Raw genomic sequence first — 17,337 nt, 5'->3', positions numbered from 1 at the left:
AAGATCTGGAGATCTACGGGTGAACGGCGGGGGCTTGTGGCCCCCGCCGTCGACAACCGGTCCGGTGAGGTCAGGCCTGCTCGGCGTCCGCGGCCGGAGCCTCGGCAGCGGGGGCCTCAGCGGCGGGAGCCTCAGCGGCAGCCTCGGCCGGCTTCTCGGCCTCGTCGGCCTTCTTGTCGCCCTCGAGCAGGTCGCGCTCCCACTCGGCCAGCGGCTCGCCCGCGGCCTTGTCGCCCTTGCCGGCCTCGGCAACGCCGGAGCGGGCCATCAGACCCTCGGCGACGGCGTCGGCGATCACGCGGGTGAGCAGGGTGACGGAGCGGATCGCGTCGTCGTTGCCCGGGATCTTGTAGTCGACCTCGTCGGGGTCGCAGTTGGTGTCGAGGATCGCGACGACCGGGATGTGGAGCTTGCGCGCCTCACCGACGGCGATGTGCTCCTTCTTGGTGTCGACGATCCAGACGGCGCTCGGCACCTTCTGCATCTCGCGGATACCACCGAGGGTCTTCTCCAGCTTGGCCTTCTCGCGGGAGAGAACCAGGAGCTCCTTCTTGGTGAGGCCGGAGGCGGCCACGTCCTCGAAGTCGATCGCCTCGAGCTCCTTCAGACGCTGAAGGCGCTTGTAGACGGTGGAGAAGTTGGTGAGCATGCCGCCCAGCCAGCGCTGGTTGACGTACGGCATCCCGACGCGGGTCGCCTGCTCGGCGATGGCCTCCTGGGCCTGCTTCTTGGTGCCGACGAACATGATGGAGCCGCCGTGCGCCACGGTCTCCTTGACGAACTCGTAGGCGCGGTCGATGTACGACAGCGACTGGAGCAGGTCGATGATGTAGATGCCGTTGCGCTCGGTGAAGATGAAGCGCTTCATCTTCGGGTTCCAGCGACGGGTCTGGTGACCGAAGTGGACGCCGCTCTCCAGCAGCTCCCGCATCGTGACGACGGCCATGGCCGCACTCCTTGGATTGCTCGGTTGTCGCGGCCGCCGGACGGCGGTCGCGCCTGACGCCCCGACGCGCCGTGCCACAAAGGACCGAGAGGCGCAACCACGTCTCACGAATGAGGAGGTGGCGGGGCGTGCGAAGTCGACCCGGTGGCCCGGGTCGCCACAAGAAGTGTACGGGACGGGCAGGGTGCCGGGTGACGGCGCTGTCCACAACCGGTCGGTAGTCCACCGTTCCGGGCCATGATCCCCACGAATCGGTCCACTGCGCGACGGTTTCTGTCATGCGCTTCGGATTTCATGCGTTCGTGCTCACGGCACTCCTCGCTCTCGCGCCGCTGCCGCCCGCCCGCTCGGCAGGAGCCGCGGGGCCCGTTCGGTCCGCCGCGGGACCGTCGCCCGCCCAGTCGGCCGACGCCGCTGCCGGGCCTGCCTCCGGCCGCAGCTGGCCGCTGCGCGGCCGACCCCTGGTCGTACGCGGCTGGGAGCCGCCGGCCTCCCCTTACGGCCCGGGACACCGTGGGGTGGACCTGGCCGAGGCCCCAGGTGCTCCGGTGCTGGCGGCGGCAGCCGGCAGGGTCTTCTTCGCGGGCCGGGTGGCCGGGCGAGGTGTGCTCTCGATCGAGCTGTCCGGCACCGGCGAGCCTCCGCTGCGCACGACGTACGAACCGGTGACGGCGCTGGTGGCCGAGGGCGCCGAGGTCGCGGCGGGCCAGGTGGTGGCCACCCTGGAGCCGGGTCCTTCCCTCCCCCACTGCGCGAACGGCGTGGGAAGTGTCCCCGACACGACCGGATGCCTGCACTGGGGCCTGCGCCGCGGCGAGATCTATCTGAACCCGCTCACCCTGCTCCCACCCGGCCTGCTCCGCCGCGGACCCTCGCGCCTGCTCCCGGTCTTCGGCATTCCGGACCGGGGCGTCGTCAGCCGCGCACCCCGCGCAGCACCAGCGCGACCGCCGTGTCGGCGATCACCGCAGGATCCTCCGCCGCGCCGAGTTCGATGCGGCGGACGGCAGCGTCAACGATGCCCTGGAGCAGCATCGCCGCCAGCCGCGGCTGATCGTGTCCCAGGGACTCCAGAGCCTCGACGGTGATCGCGACCAGTCCGCCGTGTGCGGCGCGGATCTTCTCGCGTGCGCCGGCGTCCAGCTCGCTCGCCGAGATGGCGACCACGGCCCGGTGCCGGCGGTCGCCGACCAGCTCCAGCTGGGTGCGTACATACGCCTCGACCTTGCTCTCGGGCGTCGGAACCGCATCCATCGCCGCCTCGACCTCCGCGGCCCAGACCGGGAAGTCGACGGCGCACAGCTCCTCCACCACGGCCGCGCGCGAGCGGAAGTACTCATAGACGGAGGACCTGGCGAGGCCCGTGCGCTCGGCGAGCGCCGGGAAGGTCAGCCCTTCCGTGCCGCCCTCGGACAGCAGCGAGCGGGCGGCGTTCAGCAGGGCGTCGCGCTGCATGGTGCGGTGCTCGGCCACGGAGGCCGCTCGAATCCTGGGCACCCCTCCACTGTACGGACGGGGCAGGGACGATTCAGCGTCAATGGCCGACGTCGGCCAGCTTCGCCCGGAGCTGGAGCACCGACTTGGTGTGGATCTGGCTGACCCTGCTCTCGGTGACGCCGAGGACGTTGCCGATCTCGGCGAGGGTGAGGCCCTCGTAGTAGTAGAGCGTGACGACGGTCTTCTCCCGCTCGGGCAGCGTATTGATGGCGCGCGCGAGCAGCCGGCGCACCTCGCGGTCCTCCGCGATCTCCACCGGGTCGTCGGCGGCGGTGTCCTCCAGCGTGTCCATCAGGCTCAGGCGGTCGCCGCCCTCCGCTCCGCAGTGCAGGAGCTCCTCCAGGGCGACCACGTTCGCCAGCGACAACTGACTGAAAACCGAGTGCAGTTCCTCCAGGGCGATGCCCATCTCCGTGGCGACTTCACTCTCCGAAGGGGTGCGCCGCAGTCGGGCCTCCAGCGTTGCGTACGCCCGTTCGACAGCCCGCGCCTTCTGTCGCACCGAACGCGGGATCCAGTCCAGAGCACGGAGTTCGTCGATCATGGCACCACGGATACGGGTGATCGCGTACGTCTCGAACTTGATGGAACGGTCGATGTCGAACTTCTCGATCGCGTCGATCAGCCCGAAGACCCCGGAGGAAACGAAGTCCGCCTGCTCGACGTTGGACGGCAGCCCGACGCTGACCCGCCCCGCCACATACTTCACCAGCGGCGAGTAGTGCAGGATCAGCTGCTCCCGCAGCCGTTCGTCGCCCGTGGCCTTGTACGACCGCCACAACTCGTCGAGCGACGAGGGCGCGGGAGGGCGCACTGTGCCGTGGGCAGCGGGGGGCGCTGCCGCACGGTCAGACCCGGGGGTGTGCTGGGGCATGCGTTGATTCGCGCCGTTCTGCTCTCTGGACCGGAATGCTCGTGAGCGTAGCGTGACTGGAGAGTTGCATTAAGCGAAGAAGCGGGGATCGCACCCGAGGGATGACACACCGTCCGCCGCGCACCCGGGCCGGGGGCGACGCGGCGTGCGCCGGCCCCTCATGCACCGGAAGGAGGACTGAAAAGGTCATCGGTATCACCCTTTCACCCGAATGCTCCAGGTCAAGCACCGCCTCGCCGTACGCCCTCCGCATCACGCGGCACAACCGGTGCCAACTTCCAGCCCTCGGCGTGCCGTTCGACGAAACCGAGCGAATGCAGTTCGTACAGCCTGCCGAGTGCCTCGTCGGTGGTCGTCCCGGCCGACCGGGCCACGTCCCGGCCGTCGACGGCGCCACGGGCGGGCAGCGACTCCAGCACCCGCGCCGCGCCAGGGTCGAGCAGGTCCCTCGGCAGCACGGGTCCCCGGCGCGCCGGGGCGAGCTCACCGATGTCCCCGACCAGTTCGACGACCTCGGCGGCGTCCGTGACCAGCACTCCCTCACCGCGCAGAAGTTCGTGCACCCCGGCGGAGAGTCCACTGGTCGCCGGACCCGGAACCCCCATCGTGAAGCGGCCCAGCCGCTGCGCTGCACGCGCCGTGACCAGCGAGCCGCTGCGGTGCTCGGCCTCCACGACGACGGTGCCCCTGGTCAGGGCGGCGATCACCCGGTTGCGGAGGATGAACCGGCTCTGCGTCGGATGGTCACCGGGCGCCAACTCGGCGACCAGCAGGCCCTCTTCCGCGATACGCCCGATCAGCTCGGCGTGCCCGGGCGGGTAGGCGACATCAACCCCGCAGGCCAGCACGCCGACGGTGGCCCCGCTCGCCGCCAGAGCGCCGCGGTGCGCTGCCCCGTCGACTCCGAACGCGGCCCCCGAGACGACCACCCAGCCGCGCTCGGCCAGTCCCGCGCCCAGGGCTCCCGCCATGTGCGCGCCGTACGCCGTACACGCCCTGGCGCCGACCACTGCGACCGAGCGCAGCGCCCATATCCGGAGATGGGGCCGCCCGCGCAGCCACAGCCCGATGGGCCGGGCGTCCCCCAGGTCGTCGAGCTGGCCCGGCCACTCCTGGTCACCGGGGCAGACGAAGCGCCCCCCGACGGCGGCCACAGCGGCCAGATCCCGCTCAGGATCGGCCACCGCGGCCCGCGCCCGCAGCCCTTGAAGCCGACGCGCGCTCACCCCGGGGAGCGGCCGCTCATAGCCATCCGGACAGGTCAGCCGCCGCAGCACCGCCTCCGCGCCGTACTCCCGCAGCCATCGCCCGCCGCTCTCGTCCCCGGGCTCGATGACCCGCGTCAACGCGGCCCGCGCACGCCGCTCCGCATCGCTCACACCGGGCACCGCACACCCCTTGCTGCCCATCCCGCGTTCCGCGGGATCGCCGTCCTCGACGTCACCGCCCACCCCCGAACACGAGCGGCGCGCCGCGAGCGATGCCGGTGCGGAGTTCCAGGGCCATGGCGACGTCCTCCTCTTCCGGACGGTCGTGGTCCGCCAGGTCCGCGACCGTCCAGGCGACGCGCAGGACACGGTCGAGGCCACGGGCCGTCAGCAAGCCCCGTTCCAGATCGCGTTCCACGGCTGCGAGCGCACCGGGGGCCACCTGCCAACGGGTGCGCAGCTCATGACCGGGCACTTCACTGTTGGTCGTCCACGGTGTGCCCGCCAGGCGGGCGGCGGCCCGTTCCCTGGCCGCGCAGACCCGCTCGGCGACGTCCGCGGTGGCCTCACCCCGACAGCCGCTGCCCAGCAGGGCCTGACGGCTGACGGGCTCGACCTCGACCCGCAGGTCCACCCGGTCGAGCAGCGGCCCGGACAGCCGGGCCTGGTATCTACGGATCACCGAGGCGGGGCACTCGCATCCCGCGCCGTTGAGGGTGTGCCGTCCACAGGGGCACGGGTTGGCGGCCAACACCATGAGGAATCTGGCGGGCAGCCGGACGACCCCGGCGGCACGGGCCACCACCACGTGTCCCGATTCGAGTGGCTGCCGCAGGGCATCCAGAGCATGGCCGGTGAACTCGGGTGCCTCGTCGAGGAAGAGGACACCGCAATGCGCGAGGGAGACCGCCCCGGGTCTCGGCAGGCCGTTGCCACCGCCCACGAGGGACTGCATCGTCGCCGAGTGGTGCGGTGCGCAGTACGGCGGCGTGGAGACCAGGGGCTGGCCCGGCGGCAGAATTCCCGCGACCGAGTGCACCGCCGTCACCTCCAGCGCCTCCTGCTTCGTCAGCGGAGGCAGAATCGCGGGCAGCCGCTCCGCGAGCATCGTCTTGCCCGCGCCCGGCGGCCCGGTGAGCAGCAGATGGTGCCGTCCCGCCGCGGCGACCTCCAGGGCCATCCGGGCGCCCTGCTGCCCGGCCACGTCCGCGAGGTCCGGCAGGCTCCCCCGGTCGGCGTCCGCCGCCAGCCCCGCGCCCAACCCGGCACCGGGCACCATCAACCCGGCAAGCATGGCGTCAGGGCGCCCCTCGCCGGCCGGCTCCTCCTCCGGCACCGGCGCGTCGGTGAGCACCGCGATCAGCTGCCGCAGGCTGCGCACCCCGAGGACCGAGATCCCCGGCACCAGCGACGCCTCGGCCGCGGTCTGTTCCGGTACGACGACCTGCCGGTAACCGGCCTCGGCCGCGGCGAGAACGGCCGGGAGCACCCCGCGCACCGGGCGGACCCTGCCGTCGAGCCCCAACTCGCCGATCAGCACCAGGTCGGCGATCTCCCGAGGATCGATCAGCTCCGTCGCGCCCAGCACCGCACAGGCGACCGCCAGATCGAAACCACTGCCGCTCTTCGGGACGGACGCCGGGCTGAGGCCCACCGTCAGCTTCTTCTGGGGCCACTCCGCGCCGGAGTTGACCACCGCCGCCCTGACCCTGTCGCGGCTTTCGACCAGGCTCTTGTCCGGCAGGCCGACCAGCGTGAAGGCGGCCACGCCCGGTTCCAGGTCGGCCTGGACCTCGACGACCACGCCCTCGACGCCGACCAGGGCCACCGAGCAGGTGCGCGCGAACCCCATGTCAGGCCACCCCCCGAGCGTGCTCGACGACGGGCGCGCCACGACTGGGCAGCAGCACGCCGACGAGGTCGATGCGCACCCCGCCCGGCGGGGCTCCGCCGTGCTCGGCGATCCACCGCTCGGCGAGTCCCCGCAGCCGCTCGGCCTTGGCCGGCGTGACGCCGGCCATCGGATGCTGGAACGGTCCGGCTCTTCGTGTCTTGACCTCGCAGACGACCAGGACGTCGCCGTCCCGGGCCACGATGTCGATCTCTCCCGCCCGGCATCGCCAGTTGCGGGCCAGCACGGTCATCCCCGCGCCGGCGAGCCGCCGCGCCGCGAGGTCCTCGCCGTACCGCCCAAGTGCCCCCGTCGCGTTCATGTCGGCACCACCTCCGGCACCGACTGTGACGCGTCGACCCGCCCGTGAGTGGATCTTGGTGGACTACTCGCCGGTTGTGGACAACTCAGCCACCCGGAAGCTCGAGATCAGTCTTGTTGAGCTCCTCGATGTTCACGTCCTTGAATGTGAGCACCCGTACCTGCTTGACGAATCTGGCCGGCCTGTACATGTCCCAGACCCAGGCGTCCGCCATCGATACTTCGAAGAAGACCTCACCCTGCACCGAGTGCACCTGCATCTCGTAGTCGTTCGTGAGGTAGAAGCGCCGTTCGGTCTCAATCACGTATTTGAACAGACCGACGACGTCGCGGTACTCCCGGTAGAGCTTCAGCTCCATCTCGGTCTCGTACTTCTCGAGGTCCTCGGCGCTCATGGCATGTTCCCCTTCAGCCGTGCGTCCCCCTATTGTGCGCCAGTCCCGGAGGCCTCTAGACGATTTCCGGCGCCAGGACCACAGGCGCACTCGGCGGGCCCTCGTCGAGCAGCGTGCGCAGCAGCTCGGCGAGCCTGGTCGGATACACCGTCTCACGCGAGGCGGACAGTTCGGCGGAGGTCCACCATCTCAGCCCCGCGACACTGCGCCGCTCCAGCTCCGTCAGCCCGGCCGGAGCCGTCGTGGTCTGCTTCGTACGCGCCAGGAAGTACCACTCGTCCTGGTCCCAGCGCCGCCCGTCGAACGGGAAGGAACAGGTACGCCGCCACAGCACCGGACCGAGCTCGACCTCCGTTATCCCGGTCTCCTCCGCCAGCTCCCGCAGCGCCGCCTCCTCCCGGGTCTCGTCGCCCTCCATACCGCCGCCGGGGGTGAACCACCATGTGTCGGAGGGGTCGGCCGGTTCGTATCCGTGCAGCAGCAGGATGCGGTCCTCGGGGTCGAGGAGTACGACCCTGGCCACCCTGCGCAGCTCATCGGGCACCGGACGCCACCCTTCTCCGTACGAACAGCCTGGCGACAGAACCGTACGCCGCACCCCCCAGGATGAGTACGGCACCCGCCACCACCGAGCCCAGCACCAGTGCGATCGGCCCCGGCCGGGACACGCCTCCGGGCAGCGCGGCGAAATCGCTGGGGCGCTCCACCATGCCGCCCATCGGCCAGGCGACCGCGTCCACCCGGCCCCGCACCGCGGAAACGGGCACGGCGCCCTGTGTGGAGTCCATGAGGTGCCCGCGGGAATCCACCGAGGTGCTCCGATAGTCGCCGAGCAGGAACAGCTTCCCCTGCGGCACCTCGGTACTGAACTGGGTGTACGAGGCCGGGCCGTCGCCCTGCAGATACGGTTCTTCCAGGGCCTTGCCGTTCACCGAGAGCCGCCCCCGCGCATCGCAGCACTCGACCCTGTCGCCGCCGATCCCGACGATCCGCTTCACCATCGGTGCGTCTCCCCACACCGCGTCGGTGAAGACCACCACATCGCCGCGGCGCACCTGCTCGCCGTCGATGCGCTGGGCGAGCACCCGGTCGCCCGCCTTGACCGTGGGCGTCATCGAGTCGGTCGGCACGGTGTAGGGCTGGTACACGACCGCTCCCCAGACGAACCCGCCGAGGAAGACCACACAACCGACGGCCACGGCCAGGCCCGACAGCAGACTGCCGAGCCGGCCGGGGCCGTCGACCGCATTCGTTCTGTGAACCGCGCCTGTTCCGGCCATCCCAGTGCTCCTCTCCGGATCTGGGACGGCACCTTACCGGGCGGTAGGCCCGGCGGTCAGCCTCTTCCTGCGCCACAGCACCAGCGGTACCGCGCCCGCGAGTCCCAGCGCGCCGGGCGCCACGGCGGCGGCCACGTTCAGCCCCGGCTGGTCGAAGGTGCCGGGCACCGGAAGCGTCGACCAGCGGCTGATCGGCCAGGCGACCACGACGGCCCGGCCGACGACCTTGTCGACAGGCACCGTCCCATGACCGGGGAGCTCCTGGTGGTAGCGGGAGTCCAGCGAGTTCTGACGGTGGTCGCCCATCACCCAGATCCGGCCCTCGGGGACCTGAATCGGACCGAAAGGAGCATCGTCGCAGGGTGTGTTGCCAGGGAAGATGTACGGCTCGACGAGGGCCTTGCCGTTGACGTGGACCTGGCCGCCCTTCTTGCACTCCACCGTGTCGCCGCCGACCGCGATGACCCGCTTGATGAGGTCCTTCTCCTCGGAGGACGGCATCAGGCCGATGAAGCTCAGGAACTTCTGCACCGGGTTGGGTTCGGGCGTCGGCTGGCCCTCCAGCCAGCCGCCCGGGTCGTGGAACACCACGACCTCTCCGCGTTCCGGCTCCGACCCGAACCACGGCGTCAGCTTGTCCACCAGTACCCGGTCGCCGCGCTGCAAGGTGTTCTGCATCGAGTCGGACGGGATCGAGAAGGCCTGCACCAGGAACGTCTTGATCAGCAGCGCCAGCACCAGGGCGATGACGATCAGCAGCGGCAGCTCCTTCCAGAAGGAACGCTGCTGGCGCCGCGCACCGTCGCCGCTGCCTTCGGACGCCGCACCCTCGTCAGAGGTCCGGTTGCCGTCCCCGCCGGCGCTCGGGGGCCGGTCCGCCGCTTCCGGCCGCTCTTCCGGTTCGTCGTGTCCGGATCGTGCGCCGACCGCCACATCCCCCACGTTCACTCCTCACTCCGTGCCACGGCCCGCGCCGCATCAGGCGCAGGCTCACCACTCCCATAACGAGCGAGAGTTCCGCAGGGCTCGGGAGCAGGATCGCTTCCTTGGGATCCTGGGTGGACACCCTATGCGAATCACCGAGCGCTGTGGGCGACCCTTCCCGCGCGTCCGGGACGCCGGCGTACGTCTCCGGCTCTTCCAGCCACCCCCAGTGCCCGAACGGCCAGGCGATCACCACGGCACGCCCGACGACCTCGTCCTCCGAGACGGTGCCCTGGTAGGGGTCGTCCAGATGGAAGCGTGAGTCGGCCGAGTTGGAGCGGTGGTCGCCCATCACGAAGAGCCGCCCGGCCGGAACCGTGACGTCGAACGTCACCTGCGAGGGTCTGCTGTCCGGGTGAAGATACGGCTCGACGAGCGGTACGCCGTTGACGGTGACCCGGCCGTCCTCGTCGCAGCACTTCACCCTGTCCCCGCCGACCGCGACGACTCTCTTGATGAGGTCCTGCTCATCGGCGGAAGGCAGCAGCCCGATGAAGGTCAGCGCCTCCTTGACCTGCTTGACGACCACCGGGTCGGCCGTGCCCTTGGCGGTCTGCTCGCCCTTCAGCCAGCCACCGGGGTCCTGGAAGACGATCACGTCGCCACGCTGCGGCTTCGACCCGAACCACGGGGTCAGTTTGTCCACCAGAACCCGGTCGCCGATCCGGATCGTCTGCTCCATCGATCCGGACGGGATGACGAACGCCTGTACCAGAAACGTCTTCAGGACCAGCGCGATCAGCAGTGCCACACCGATGAGAAGGGGTATCTCCTTCACCGCCGACCTGCGCCTGCGCCGCTTGACCTTCCGCGCCAGCTTCCGCCGTTCGGCCCGGCCGGCCGTCCGACGGCCGCCGCTCGGCCGGCTTCCGTTCGGCAGTTGCTCGTCCGCCCGGTGACCGGACCGCGGTCTGCCCCGGCTACCCATGGGCCCCGTCCGGGTTCCGCACGGCTGCGAAAGCGGACGTCGAAGGAATGGCGCCCCAGCGGCCGGACGGCCAGCCGATCCAGTCAGCCCGCCCGACGACCCGGTCCAGCGGCACCATGCCGCCGCCTGGCTCGCCGAGATGGTCGCGCGAGTCGCTGGACCGGCTGCGGTGATCTCCCATGACCCACAGAGTGCCGCGCGGTACCACGATGTCGAAGGGCACCTGCGACGGAACATCACCCGGATGGATGTATTCCTCGTCGAGGGCCTGGCCGTTCACCCTGACCCTCCCCCGCTGGTCGCAGCAGACCACCCGATCGCCGCCGACACCGACCACACGCTTGATGTAGTCGCTGGCGGGACCACTGTGCTCGAAGGAGTCCTCACCGTCGAAGACCACCACGTCCCCGCGCAGCGGTTCGGAACCGAAGCGGTACGCCAGCTTGTTGACGAGCACCCGGTCGCCGACCTGGAGGGTCGGCTCCATGGAACCGCTGGGGATCTGGAAGGGCTGCACCACAAAGGTGGTAACCAGCAACAGCAGGCTCAGCAGCGCCGTGACGGCCAGCAGCGGCTTCAGCTTCATCCGCGAAAAACGCAAGAAGCGCGACCCCTCTCCCGCCCCGCTCGGGGGCCCGGGAGAGCGGTCGCGCTCCGGAGACTGTGCTTCGGTGTCCATCGGGGCCAGAGCCTATCCGGCCATCCTCGGAACCGTGCGTGCGCTCAGCTGTCGCGCTTCTCCTTGATCTTCGCGGCCTTGCCGCGCAGCTCACGGAGGTAGTACAGCTTGGCGCGGCGGACGTCACCACGGGTCACCAGCTCGATCTTCTCGAAGATCGGGCTGTGCACCGGGAAGGTGCGCTCGACGCCGACGGAGAAGGAGACCTTGCGGACCGTGAAGGTCTCGCTGACACCAGAGCCCTGGCGGCGGATGACAACGCCCTTGAACTGCTGGATACGGGAGCGGTTGCCCTCGATGACGCGAACGTGGACGTTCACGGTGTCACCGGGACGGAAGGCCGGGACGTCGGTGCGCAGCGACGCGGCGTTGACGGAGTCGAGCAGGTGAGACATGTTCGTCTGCTTTCCTCGCTGATGCCACAGGTCATCAACGGAATCTGGAAGTGGGATGGGGACCGTGGCATCGGGCGGGCGTCGTGTCCCCCTGTGGCAGGGGCGCACGCCGGACGCACAGCAGCGGCCTATTCTTCCACGGCCTCGGGCCTGTGCCAAAATCGGCCGTCGGACGAGAGCTGCCAGCCCAGTATGGACAGGACCTCCCGGTCCTTCTTGTCGAACGCGGACGCGTCGCAGCGCTCGATGAGATCGGGGCGGTTCCGGGCCGTACGGCGGAACGCCTCGTCGCGGCGCCAGCGGGCGATCTTCCCGTGGTGTCCGCTGAGCAGCACCTCCGGGATGTCGCGGCCGCGCCACCGCGGGGGCTTGGTGTAGACGGGGCCCTCCAGCAGATTGGCCATCGCGCCGGGGGCGAAGGAGTCGTCCTGGTGCGATTCGGCGTTGCCGAGCACGCCGGGCAGCAGCCGGGCGACGGCCTCCGTGATGACCAGGACGGCCGCCTCACCGCCGGCCAGCACGTAGTCACCGATGGACACCTCGTACACCGGCATCCGGGTGGCGTACTCGTCCATGACGCGGCGGTCGATGCCCTCGTAGCGGGCCGGTGTGAAGATCAGCCACGGCTTCTCGGAGAGCTCGACCGCGACCTCCTGGGTGAAGGGCCGGCCGCTGGGCGTGGGCACGACCAGCACCGGGCCGTGCGCGCCCGCCTCGTAACCGCTCGCCAGGGTGTCGTCCAGGGCCTCGCCCCAGGGCTCGGTCTTCATGACCATGCCGGGACCGCCGCCGTACGGAGTGTCGTCGACGGTGTTGTGCCGGTCGTACGTCCACTTCCGCAGGTCGTGTATGTGCGCGTCGAGCACCCCGCGGGCGCGCGCCTTGCCGACCAGTGAGACGTTCAGCGGATCCAGGTACTCGGGGAAAATCGTGACGACGTCCAGACGCATCAGGCGTCACCCCTGCCCGCGTCGCCGCCCTCGTCCGGGGCCTTCGCCTCGGACTCGCGCGCCGAGGCGACGACCGCGCGGTCGTCGATCAGACCCGGCGGCGGGTTGATCACCGCCCGCTGCTCCTCCAGGTCGATCTCGGTGACGATCTCCTCGACGAAGGGGATCATCACCTCGCTGCCGTCGGGCCGCTCCACGATGAACAGGTCCTGCGAGGGGAGGTGGGAGATCTCGGTGATGCGCCCGACCTCGGTCCCGTCCGCCGTCACCACGTCGAGGTCCATGAGCTGGTGGTCGTAGTACTCGTCCTCGCCCTCCGGCAGCTCGTCCGGATCGACCTCGGCGATCAGCAGGATGTTGCGCAGCTCCTCGGCGGCGTTACGGTCCCGGACCCCCTCGAAGCGCAGCAGCAGCCGGCCGCTGTGCACCCGGCCCGACTCGATCTTCAGCGGGCCCCGCGACGCGGGGTCGGTGGCCAGCACGGCGCCGGGTCCGAGCCGCAGCTCCGGCTCGTCCGTACGCACCTCGACGGTGACCTCGCCCTTGATGCCATGGGCGCGGCCGATTCGCGCGACTACGAGCTGCACTGGTAATTCTCCTGTCTACGACTACGGGCCGGGGAAGGCCCAAGGCCCTCCCCGGCCCGAGCCGGCGCTTCTCAATTCAGCACAGCCAACGTTCTCAGCGAACCTGGTCCACGTCGACGAGGTCGACACGGATACCGCGGCCGCCGATGGCACCCACGACGGTACGCAGGGCGCGCGCGGTGCGGCCGTTGCGGCCGATCACCTTGCCGAGGTCATCGGGGTGCACCCGGACCTCGAGCACCTGCCCGCGGCGCAGGTTGCGCGAGGCGACCTGCACATCGTCGGGGTTGTCGACGATGCCCTTCACGAGGTGCTCGAGAGCCTCCTCGAGCATGCTCAGGCCTCGGTCGACTCGGTGGACGCGGCCTCGGCCTCGTCCGCCTTCTTGTCGGCCTTCTTCGCCTTCTGGGTGATGGCCTCACCCTTGGGCTCCTCAGCGGTGGCGAACGCGTCGAAGGACGGACGCTCCGGCTTCGGGGCCGCGACGAGCAGCGGCGCCGGGGCGGGCTCGCCCTTGAACTTCTGCCAGTCGCCGGTCTTCTTCAGGATGGCGAGCACCGGCTCGGTCGGCTGCGCGCCGACACCCAGCCAGTACGCGACGCGCTCAGCGTTGACTTCCATGCGCGACGGGTTGTACGTCGGGTGGTACAGACCGATCTCCTCGATGGCCCGGCCGTCACGGCGGGTACGGGAGTCGGCGACGACGATGCGGTAGTGAGGCGTACGGATCTTGCCCAGACGCTTCAGCTTGATCTTGACTGCCACGGGAGTGGTGTCTCCTGATGTTGACGTGGTTGGGCACAACGAGATGCCGCGTGGGGTTGCGGTACCCGATGGCCCGATGGACGCGTCAGCCGGAGGAGAGAGGGGTCCTGTGCGACTGTCGAGTACAGCTAGCCATTGTGCCACACGCCCGCAGCGCGTCGGGGCCCGGGCTCAGCTCGCCGCGGCAACCGCTTCGGGGATACGGAACGGCTTGCCGCAGCCGCCGCAGACGATCGGCGCCTGCGCCAGAACGGACGGAACCACGCGGACATTGCGTCCGCAGTCGCACACCGCCTTCACCCGGACCCCGCCGCCGGACGAGCCGTGCCGGGCCGCCGGTCCGCGGAAGGAGCGCTTGCTGTCGGCGGCGGTGGCGACCGTGTGCGCCCGCAGCGCCCGCTGGAGTCTCTCCATCGTGGGCCGGTAGCGCCGACGCGCCTCGGGGTTCAGCGTGACCAGGGAGAAGCCGCTGCTGGGGTGGGGCTCCTCGGGATGGTCGAGGCCGAGCTCCTCGGCGATCGCCAGGAATCTGCGGTTGTGATAGCGGCCGGCGCGTGAGGTGTCGCGCACCCCGCGTGCGGCAGCGATGCCATGGACTGCTTCATGGAGCAGTCGTTCGAAGGAGAGCTCATGGCCACAGGCCGACGACGACTCTCCGATCAGGGACTCGGGCGCGGCAAGATCCGGCAGCTCGGGGTGGAACCTTTGAATGTCGGCCCACGCCTGCGCCAGCTCTGCGGCGAGAACAGGTGGTGTCGTGCTCACGTCGTGCCCAACGAGCCGGAGTGCCCCCGTGTTCCGATTCCGGGGTCATCCCAAATATTTTGCACGTACCAGTCAGTTGGCATTCATCTGTCCGGACGAGGGCGGGTGCGCTGATCTGCGGAGAAGCAGCGCAGCTCGCACCAAGGTGGTACGTACCAGCGCGTACGCCCCGGCGCGTAGACAAAGTCCGCACGCCGGGGCGTACCGCCCGGCAAGAGGCTCCAGAGGCGCCCGGGGCGCCTCAGTAGGCGCGGGCCACGAGAGCGACAGTACCCGGGGCGTCATCCGCGTCCGGCACCGCCCCGTCCTCTGTGACCAGACAGCGTACGGTCACCGCCTGCTCGGCCAGCTCGGCCTCGCCCTCGGCGCCGACGTTCGCCCACGGGATGCGCGCCCAGCCGCCGGCGGTGGCGGCCTCGGCGGCCTCCTTCAACGTGGTCACCTCGGTGGTACGGGCCTCGCGCCGCTCACGCGACTGTGCCAGCAGCAGCGCCTGGTCCTCCTCCAGTACCCGCGGCAGCAGCTCGGCCAGCGCCTCGATGCGCACCTGCTCCTTGCCGCCCGGAATGCGGCGGGCCAGCATCACGGTGTGGCTCTCCAGGTCGCGCGGGCCGACCTCGATCCGTACCGGTACGCCCTTCAGCTCCCAGTCGACGGCGCGACGGCCGAACGGCGTGTCGGTGCGGTCGTCGATCCGGACCCGGATGCCCGCGTCCTTCAGCCGGTCACCGATCTCGCGGACCTTGGCGAGCACCGCCTCGTCGCCCTTGATGGCCAGCACGACGACCTGGACGGGCGCCAGACGCGGCGGGACACGCAGACCGTTGTCGTCGCCGTGCGACATGATCAGACCGCCGACCATACGGGTCGACACACCCCACGAGGTCTGCCAGACCAGCTCCTGCTTGCCCTCCCTGGACAGGTAGGAGGTGTTGAACGCCTTGGCGAAGTTGGTGCCGAGCTCATGGCTCGTACCCATCTGCAGCGCCTTGCCGTCGCCCATCATGGCCTCGAGCGTGAGGGTGTTGATGGCGCCCGCGAAGCGCTCCTTGGGAGTCTTCCGGCCCAGGACCACGTCGATGCCCAGCACGTTGACCATGAAGTCCGCGTAGACGTCCCGGTGGATACGGGCCGCGTAGTCACGGGCGTCCTCATAGGTGGCATGGGCGGTGTGGCCCTCCTGCCAGAGGAACTCGCTGGTGCGCAGGAACACGCGCGGACGCATCTCCCAGCGGACCACGTTCGCCCACTGGTTGATCAGCAGCGGCAGATCGCGGTAGCTCTGCACCCACTTCGAGAAGTAGTCGTTGATGATCGTCTCGGAGGTGGGGCGCACGACGATCGGCTCCTCCAGCTCCTTGCCGCCTCCGTGCGTCACGACCGCGAGCTCCGGGGAGAAGCCCTCGACGTGCTCCGCCTCCTTCGTCAGGTAGGCCTGCGGGATGAACATCGGGAAGTACGCGTTCTGGGCGCCGGCCTCCTTGATGCGGGCGTCCATCTCCTGCTGCATCCGCTCCCACAGGCTGTACCCGTACGGTCGGATGACCATGGTGCCGCGCACCGGGCCGTTGTCCGCCAGCTCGGCCTTGTTGACCAGGTCCTGGTACCAGCGGGGGAAGTCTTCCGCCTGGGGCGTGAGAACGGGTGCCTTTGCCATGGCAGGAATCGTATTGCGTACGCATCATGAATCGTGAATCGGCCCCGGACGGGGACCGGGCCGGACAGTGCCGTACAGCCTCTGGACGCGGGCACGGATGCGGAGTTCTCTGGCATACGGGGGAAGTGCGAGCGCACGCGTACACGGGGGGCCTGTCAACCAGGGCACAGCTGACCTCTCGGCGGATTGGGGCGCTTTCGATGACACCGACGCTCGTCCGGCACCACCCGAACCCGGATGCCCGCGCTCGCGCCCGGGACTGGGCGGAGATCCAGGAACGGATGCTGGTACCGCTTTACGAAGCGGTGTACGAGCGCCTGGAGGTCGGCCCCGCCACCCGGCTGCTCGCCCTCGGCTGCGGCTCCGGGCTCGCCCTTCTCATGGCGGCCGGCAGGGGCGTACACCTCACCGGAACCGACACCCATGCCGAGCGGCTCGCCCTCGCCCGTGAGCGGCTGCGGCAGCTGCCCGACGCACCGGGCGACCGGGCCCGGCTGCTGGAGAGCGGTCCGGCGGAGACCCCCGGCTGCTACAACCTCATCACCGCATTTGACCCGATCGGGTGCACCGCCGGCGACTCGGAGGCCCTCGTAGCCGCCCTGACGGCCGCCGTGCCGCTCGCGGAGCGCGGCAGCGCCGTGGTGCTGGCCGGCTGGGGGCCGGCTGAGCGCTGCGCCACCTCAGCCGTGCTGCGAGTGGCCGGCCGGCTGAGCGACACCCCGCCCGCCTTCGGCCGGGACACCCTGGAGGACGTCGCCGCGCGCGCCGGACTGAAGCCCGACGGCTCCGGCCGGGTGGCCTGCCCCTTCGGCTACGCCGACCTCGACAGCGCGGTCCGCGGCCTGCTCTCCACGGGCCTCTTCGACACGGCGGCCCGGGCGACCGACCCGCCACAGGTCGAGAAGGAACTCGCCGAGGCCCTGCACCGCCATCTCCGCAAGGACGGCACGGTCTGGATGCCCAATGTGTTCCGCTACATGATCACGCGCGTGCCCTGACTTCTGCGGCTCGGTTCTCCCCCAGACTTCGTCCGGGGGGGGACCCCCACGCGGCGCTCAAGCGTGTGTCGACGGTCGACCACGCGGCGGAGCCGCACAACGATGCAGCCTCGGCCCCTCGTTCCTCGGAGCCTCTGCGCTCCCCCAGCTACCTCCCCCAGAGGTGCCCACGCTCCCTTTCGACACCCGCGCGCCCCTTCGGCTCACTCGCCAGGCA

20 protein-coding genes and 1 pseudogene are annotated in these 17,337 nt (G+C 70.3%); 2 read left to right on the top strand and 19 right to left on the bottom strand.

Annotated features, from left to right (window positions below; translation table 11 throughout):
* Window positions 1-70: 70 nt before the first annotated feature.
* Window positions 71-946 carry a 30S ribosomal protein S2 gene (rpsB, locus tag ABD858_RS23665; protein ID WP_345040935.1) on the bottom strand — a complete coding sequence of 292 codons (876 nt, stop codon included), beginning with the start codon at window positions 944-946 and terminating at the stop codon, window positions 71-73.
* 278 nt (window positions 947-1,224) lie between these two features.
* Here rpsB and ABD858_RS23660 point away from each other — a divergent pair.
* Window positions 1,225-1,719 (top strand): annotated as a pseudogene (locus tag ABD858_RS23660) (peptidoglycan DD-metalloendopeptidase family protein); the annotation flags it as partial.
* A gap of 142 nt (window positions 1,720-1,861) precedes the next feature.
* Here the strand turns inward: ABD858_RS23660 and ABD858_RS23655 are convergent.
* The 18 genes from ABD858_RS23655 to proS all read right to left on the bottom strand — a co-directional run bounded on the left by ABD858_RS23655 (window position 1,862) and on the right by proS (window position 16,122).
* Window positions 1,862-2,419 carry a TetR/AcrR family transcriptional regulator gene (locus ABD858_RS23655; protein ID WP_345044810.1) on the bottom strand — a complete coding sequence of 186 codons (558 nt, stop codon included), beginning with the start codon at window positions 2,417-2,419 and terminating at the stop codon, window positions 1,862-1,864.
* 61 nt (window positions 2,420-2,480) lie between these two features.
* Window positions 2,481-3,317 (bottom strand): RNA polymerase sigma factor WhiG, encoded by an 837-nt coding sequence (gene whiG, locus ABD858_RS23650; protein WP_345040933.1) that lies wholly within the window; start codon window positions 3,315-3,317, stop codon window positions 2,481-2,483.
* A 221-nt stretch (window positions 3,318-3,538) separates the two neighbouring features.
* Window positions 3,539-4,726, bottom strand: a complete 1,188-nt coding sequence (gene dprA / locus ABD858_RS23645; protein ID WP_345044807.1) for a DNA-processing protein DprA — start codon at window positions 4,724-4,726, stop codon at window positions 3,539-3,541.
* Window positions 4,727-4,757: 31 nt separating this feature from the next.
* On the bottom strand, window positions 4,758-6,377 hold the full coding sequence (locus ABD858_RS23640) for a YifB family Mg chelatase-like AAA ATPase (RefSeq protein ID WP_345040931.1): 1,620 nt from the start codon (window positions 6,375-6,377) through the stop codon (window positions 4,758-4,760).
* Window position 6,378: 1 nt separating this feature from the next.
* Complete coding sequence (locus tag ABD858_RS23635) at window positions 6,379-6,738, bottom strand: YraN family protein (protein ID WP_345040928.1); 360 nt, start codon at window positions 6,736-6,738, stop codon at window positions 6,379-6,381.
* Window positions 6,739-6,823: 85 nt separating this feature from the next.
* On the bottom strand, window positions 6,824-7,132 hold the full coding sequence (locus tag ABD858_RS23630) for a DUF2469 domain-containing protein (protein WP_008745401.1): 309 nt from the start codon (window positions 7,130-7,132) through the stop codon (window positions 6,824-6,826).
* A gap of 55 nt (window positions 7,133-7,187) precedes the next feature.
* Window positions 7,188-7,676, bottom strand: a complete 489-nt coding sequence (locus ABD858_RS23625) for an NUDIX hydrolase (protein ID WP_345040926.1) — start codon at window positions 7,674-7,676, stop codon at window positions 7,188-7,190.
* A complete protein-coding gene (lepB, locus tag ABD858_RS23620; RefSeq protein ID WP_345040924.1) occupies window positions 7,666-8,412 on the bottom strand; it encodes a signal peptidase I in 747 nt (248 codons plus the stop codon). Before lepB (ABD858_RS23620) ends, ABD858_RS23625 begins: the two co-directional genes overlap by 11 nt.
* A gap of 33 nt (window positions 8,413-8,445) precedes the next feature.
* Window positions 8,446-9,345: a signal peptidase I gene (gene lepB / locus ABD858_RS23615; protein ID WP_345044805.1), complete on the bottom strand. Its 900-nt coding sequence runs from the start codon at window positions 9,343-9,345 to the stop codon at window positions 8,446-8,448.
* Window positions 9,245-10,324: a signal peptidase I gene (lepB, locus tag ABD858_RS23610; protein WP_345040922.1), complete on the bottom strand. Its 1,080-nt coding sequence runs from the start codon at window positions 10,322-10,324 to the stop codon at window positions 9,245-9,247. Before lepB (ABD858_RS23610) ends, lepB (ABD858_RS23615) begins: the two co-directional genes overlap by 101 nt.
* On the bottom strand, window positions 10,317-11,003 hold the full coding sequence (gene lepB, locus ABD858_RS23605; RefSeq protein WP_345040920.1) for a signal peptidase I: 687 nt from the start codon (window positions 11,001-11,003) through the stop codon (window positions 10,317-10,319). The genes lepB (ABD858_RS23610) and lepB (ABD858_RS23605) overlap by 8 nt, the downstream gene beginning before the upstream one ends.
* Before the next feature lie 44 nt (window positions 11,004-11,047).
* Window positions 11,048-11,398, bottom strand: coding sequence for a 50S ribosomal protein L19 (gene rplS / locus ABD858_RS23600; RefSeq protein ID WP_345040917.1), 351 nt, complete (start codon window positions 11,396-11,398; stop codon window positions 11,048-11,050).
* Between the two features lie 128 nt (window positions 11,399-11,526).
* Window positions 11,527-12,348: a tRNA (guanosine(37)-N1)-methyltransferase TrmD gene (gene trmD, locus ABD858_RS23595; RefSeq protein WP_345040915.1), complete on the bottom strand. Its 822-nt coding sequence runs from the start codon at window positions 12,346-12,348 to the stop codon at window positions 11,527-11,529.
* Window positions 12,348-12,935: a ribosome maturation factor RimM gene (rimM, locus tag ABD858_RS23590; RefSeq protein ID WP_345040913.1), complete on the bottom strand. Its 588-nt coding sequence runs from the start codon at window positions 12,933-12,935 to the stop codon at window positions 12,348-12,350. Before rimM ends, trmD begins: the two co-directional genes overlap by 1 nt.
* A gap of 94 nt (window positions 12,936-13,029) precedes the next feature.
* Complete coding sequence (locus ABD858_RS23585; RefSeq protein ID WP_007266827.1) at window positions 13,030-13,269, bottom strand: RNA-binding protein; 240 nt, start codon at window positions 13,267-13,269, stop codon at window positions 13,030-13,032.
* 2 nt (window positions 13,270-13,271) lie between these two features.
* Window positions 13,272-13,700: a 30S ribosomal protein S16 gene (gene rpsP, locus ABD858_RS23580; protein WP_345040910.1), complete on the bottom strand. Its 429-nt coding sequence runs from the start codon at window positions 13,698-13,700 to the stop codon at window positions 13,272-13,274.
* 171 nt (window positions 13,701-13,871) lie between these two features.
* Window positions 13,872-14,465, bottom strand: a complete 594-nt coding sequence (locus ABD858_RS23575; RefSeq protein ID WP_345040908.1) for a hypothetical protein — start codon at window positions 14,463-14,465, stop codon at window positions 13,872-13,874.
* Between the two features lie 241 nt (window positions 14,466-14,706).
* Window positions 14,707-16,122 (bottom strand): proline--tRNA ligase, encoded by a 1,416-nt coding sequence (gene proS, locus ABD858_RS23570; protein ID WP_345040905.1) that lies wholly within the window; start codon window positions 16,120-16,122, stop codon window positions 14,707-14,709.
* A 200-nt stretch (window positions 16,123-16,322) separates the two neighbouring features.
* Here proS and ABD858_RS23565 point away from each other — a divergent pair, with 200 nt between their 5' ends.
* Window positions 16,323-17,120, top strand: a complete 798-nt coding sequence (locus ABD858_RS23565) for an SAM-dependent methyltransferase (RefSeq protein ID WP_345040903.1) — start codon at window positions 16,323-16,325, stop codon at window positions 17,118-17,120.
* Window positions 17,121-17,337 lie beyond the last annotated feature (217 nt).

The organism is Streptomyces sannanensis (genome assembly GCF_039536205.1).
Classification (GTDB): domain Bacteria; phylum Actinomycetota; class Actinomycetes; order Streptomycetales; family Streptomycetaceae; genus Streptomyces; species Streptomyces sannanensis.
This window is presented reverse-complemented; position numbering and strand designations above follow the sequence as displayed.

Bases quoted from the DNA above. Each gene is read 5' to 3' on its own strand.
- rpsB (WP_345040935.1), bottom strand. From the start codon at position 946: ATGGCCGTCGTCACGATGCGGGAGCTGCTGGAGAGCGGCGTCCACTTC.
- whiG (WP_345040933.1), bottom strand. From the start codon at position 3,317: ATGCCCCAGCACACCCCCGGGTCTGACCGTGCGGCAGCGCCCCCCGCT.
- dprA (WP_345044807.1), bottom strand. From the start codon at position 4,726: ATGGGCAGCAAGGGGTGTGCGGTGCCCGGTGTGAGCGATGCGGAGCGG.
- ABD858_RS23640 (WP_345040931.1), bottom strand. From the start codon at position 6,377: ATGGGGTTCGCGCGCACCTGCTCGGTGGCCCTGGTCGGCGTCGAGGGC.
- ABD858_RS23635 (WP_345040928.1), bottom strand. From the start codon at position 6,738: ATGAACGCGACGGGGGCACTTGGGCGGTACGGCGAGGACCTCGCGGCG.
- ABD858_RS23630 (WP_008745401.1), bottom strand. From the start codon at position 7,132: ATGAGCGCCGAGGACCTCGAGAAGTACGAGACCGAGATGGAGCTGAAG.
- lepB (WP_345040924.1), bottom strand. From the start codon at position 8,412: ATGGCCGGAACAGGCGCGGTTCACAGAACGAATGCGGTCGACGGCCCC.
- lepB (WP_345040922.1), bottom strand. From the start codon at position 10,324: ATGGGTAGCCGGGGCAGACCGCGGTCCGGTCACCGGGCGGACGAGCAA.
- lepB (WP_345040920.1), bottom strand. From the start codon at position 11,003: ATGGACACCGAAGCACAGTCTCCGGAGCGCGACCGCTCTCCCGGGCCC.
- rplS (WP_345040917.1), bottom strand. From the start codon at position 11,398: ATGTCTCACCTGCTCGACTCCGTCAACGCCGCGTCGCTGCGCACCGAC.
- trmD (WP_345040915.1), bottom strand. From the start codon at position 12,348: ATGCGTCTGGACGTCGTCACGATTTTCCCCGAGTACCTGGATCCGCTG.
- ABD858_RS23585 (WP_007266827.1), bottom strand. From the start codon at position 13,269: ATGCTCGAGGAGGCTCTCGAGCACCTCGTGAAGGGCATCGTCGACAAC.
- proS (WP_345040905.1), bottom strand. From the start codon at position 16,122: ATGGCAAAGGCACCCGTTCTCACGCCCCAGGCGGAAGACTTCCCCCGC.
- ABD858_RS23565 (WP_345040903.1), top strand. From the start codon at position 16,323: ATGACACCGACGCTCGTCCGGCACCACCCGAACCCGGATGCCCGCGCT.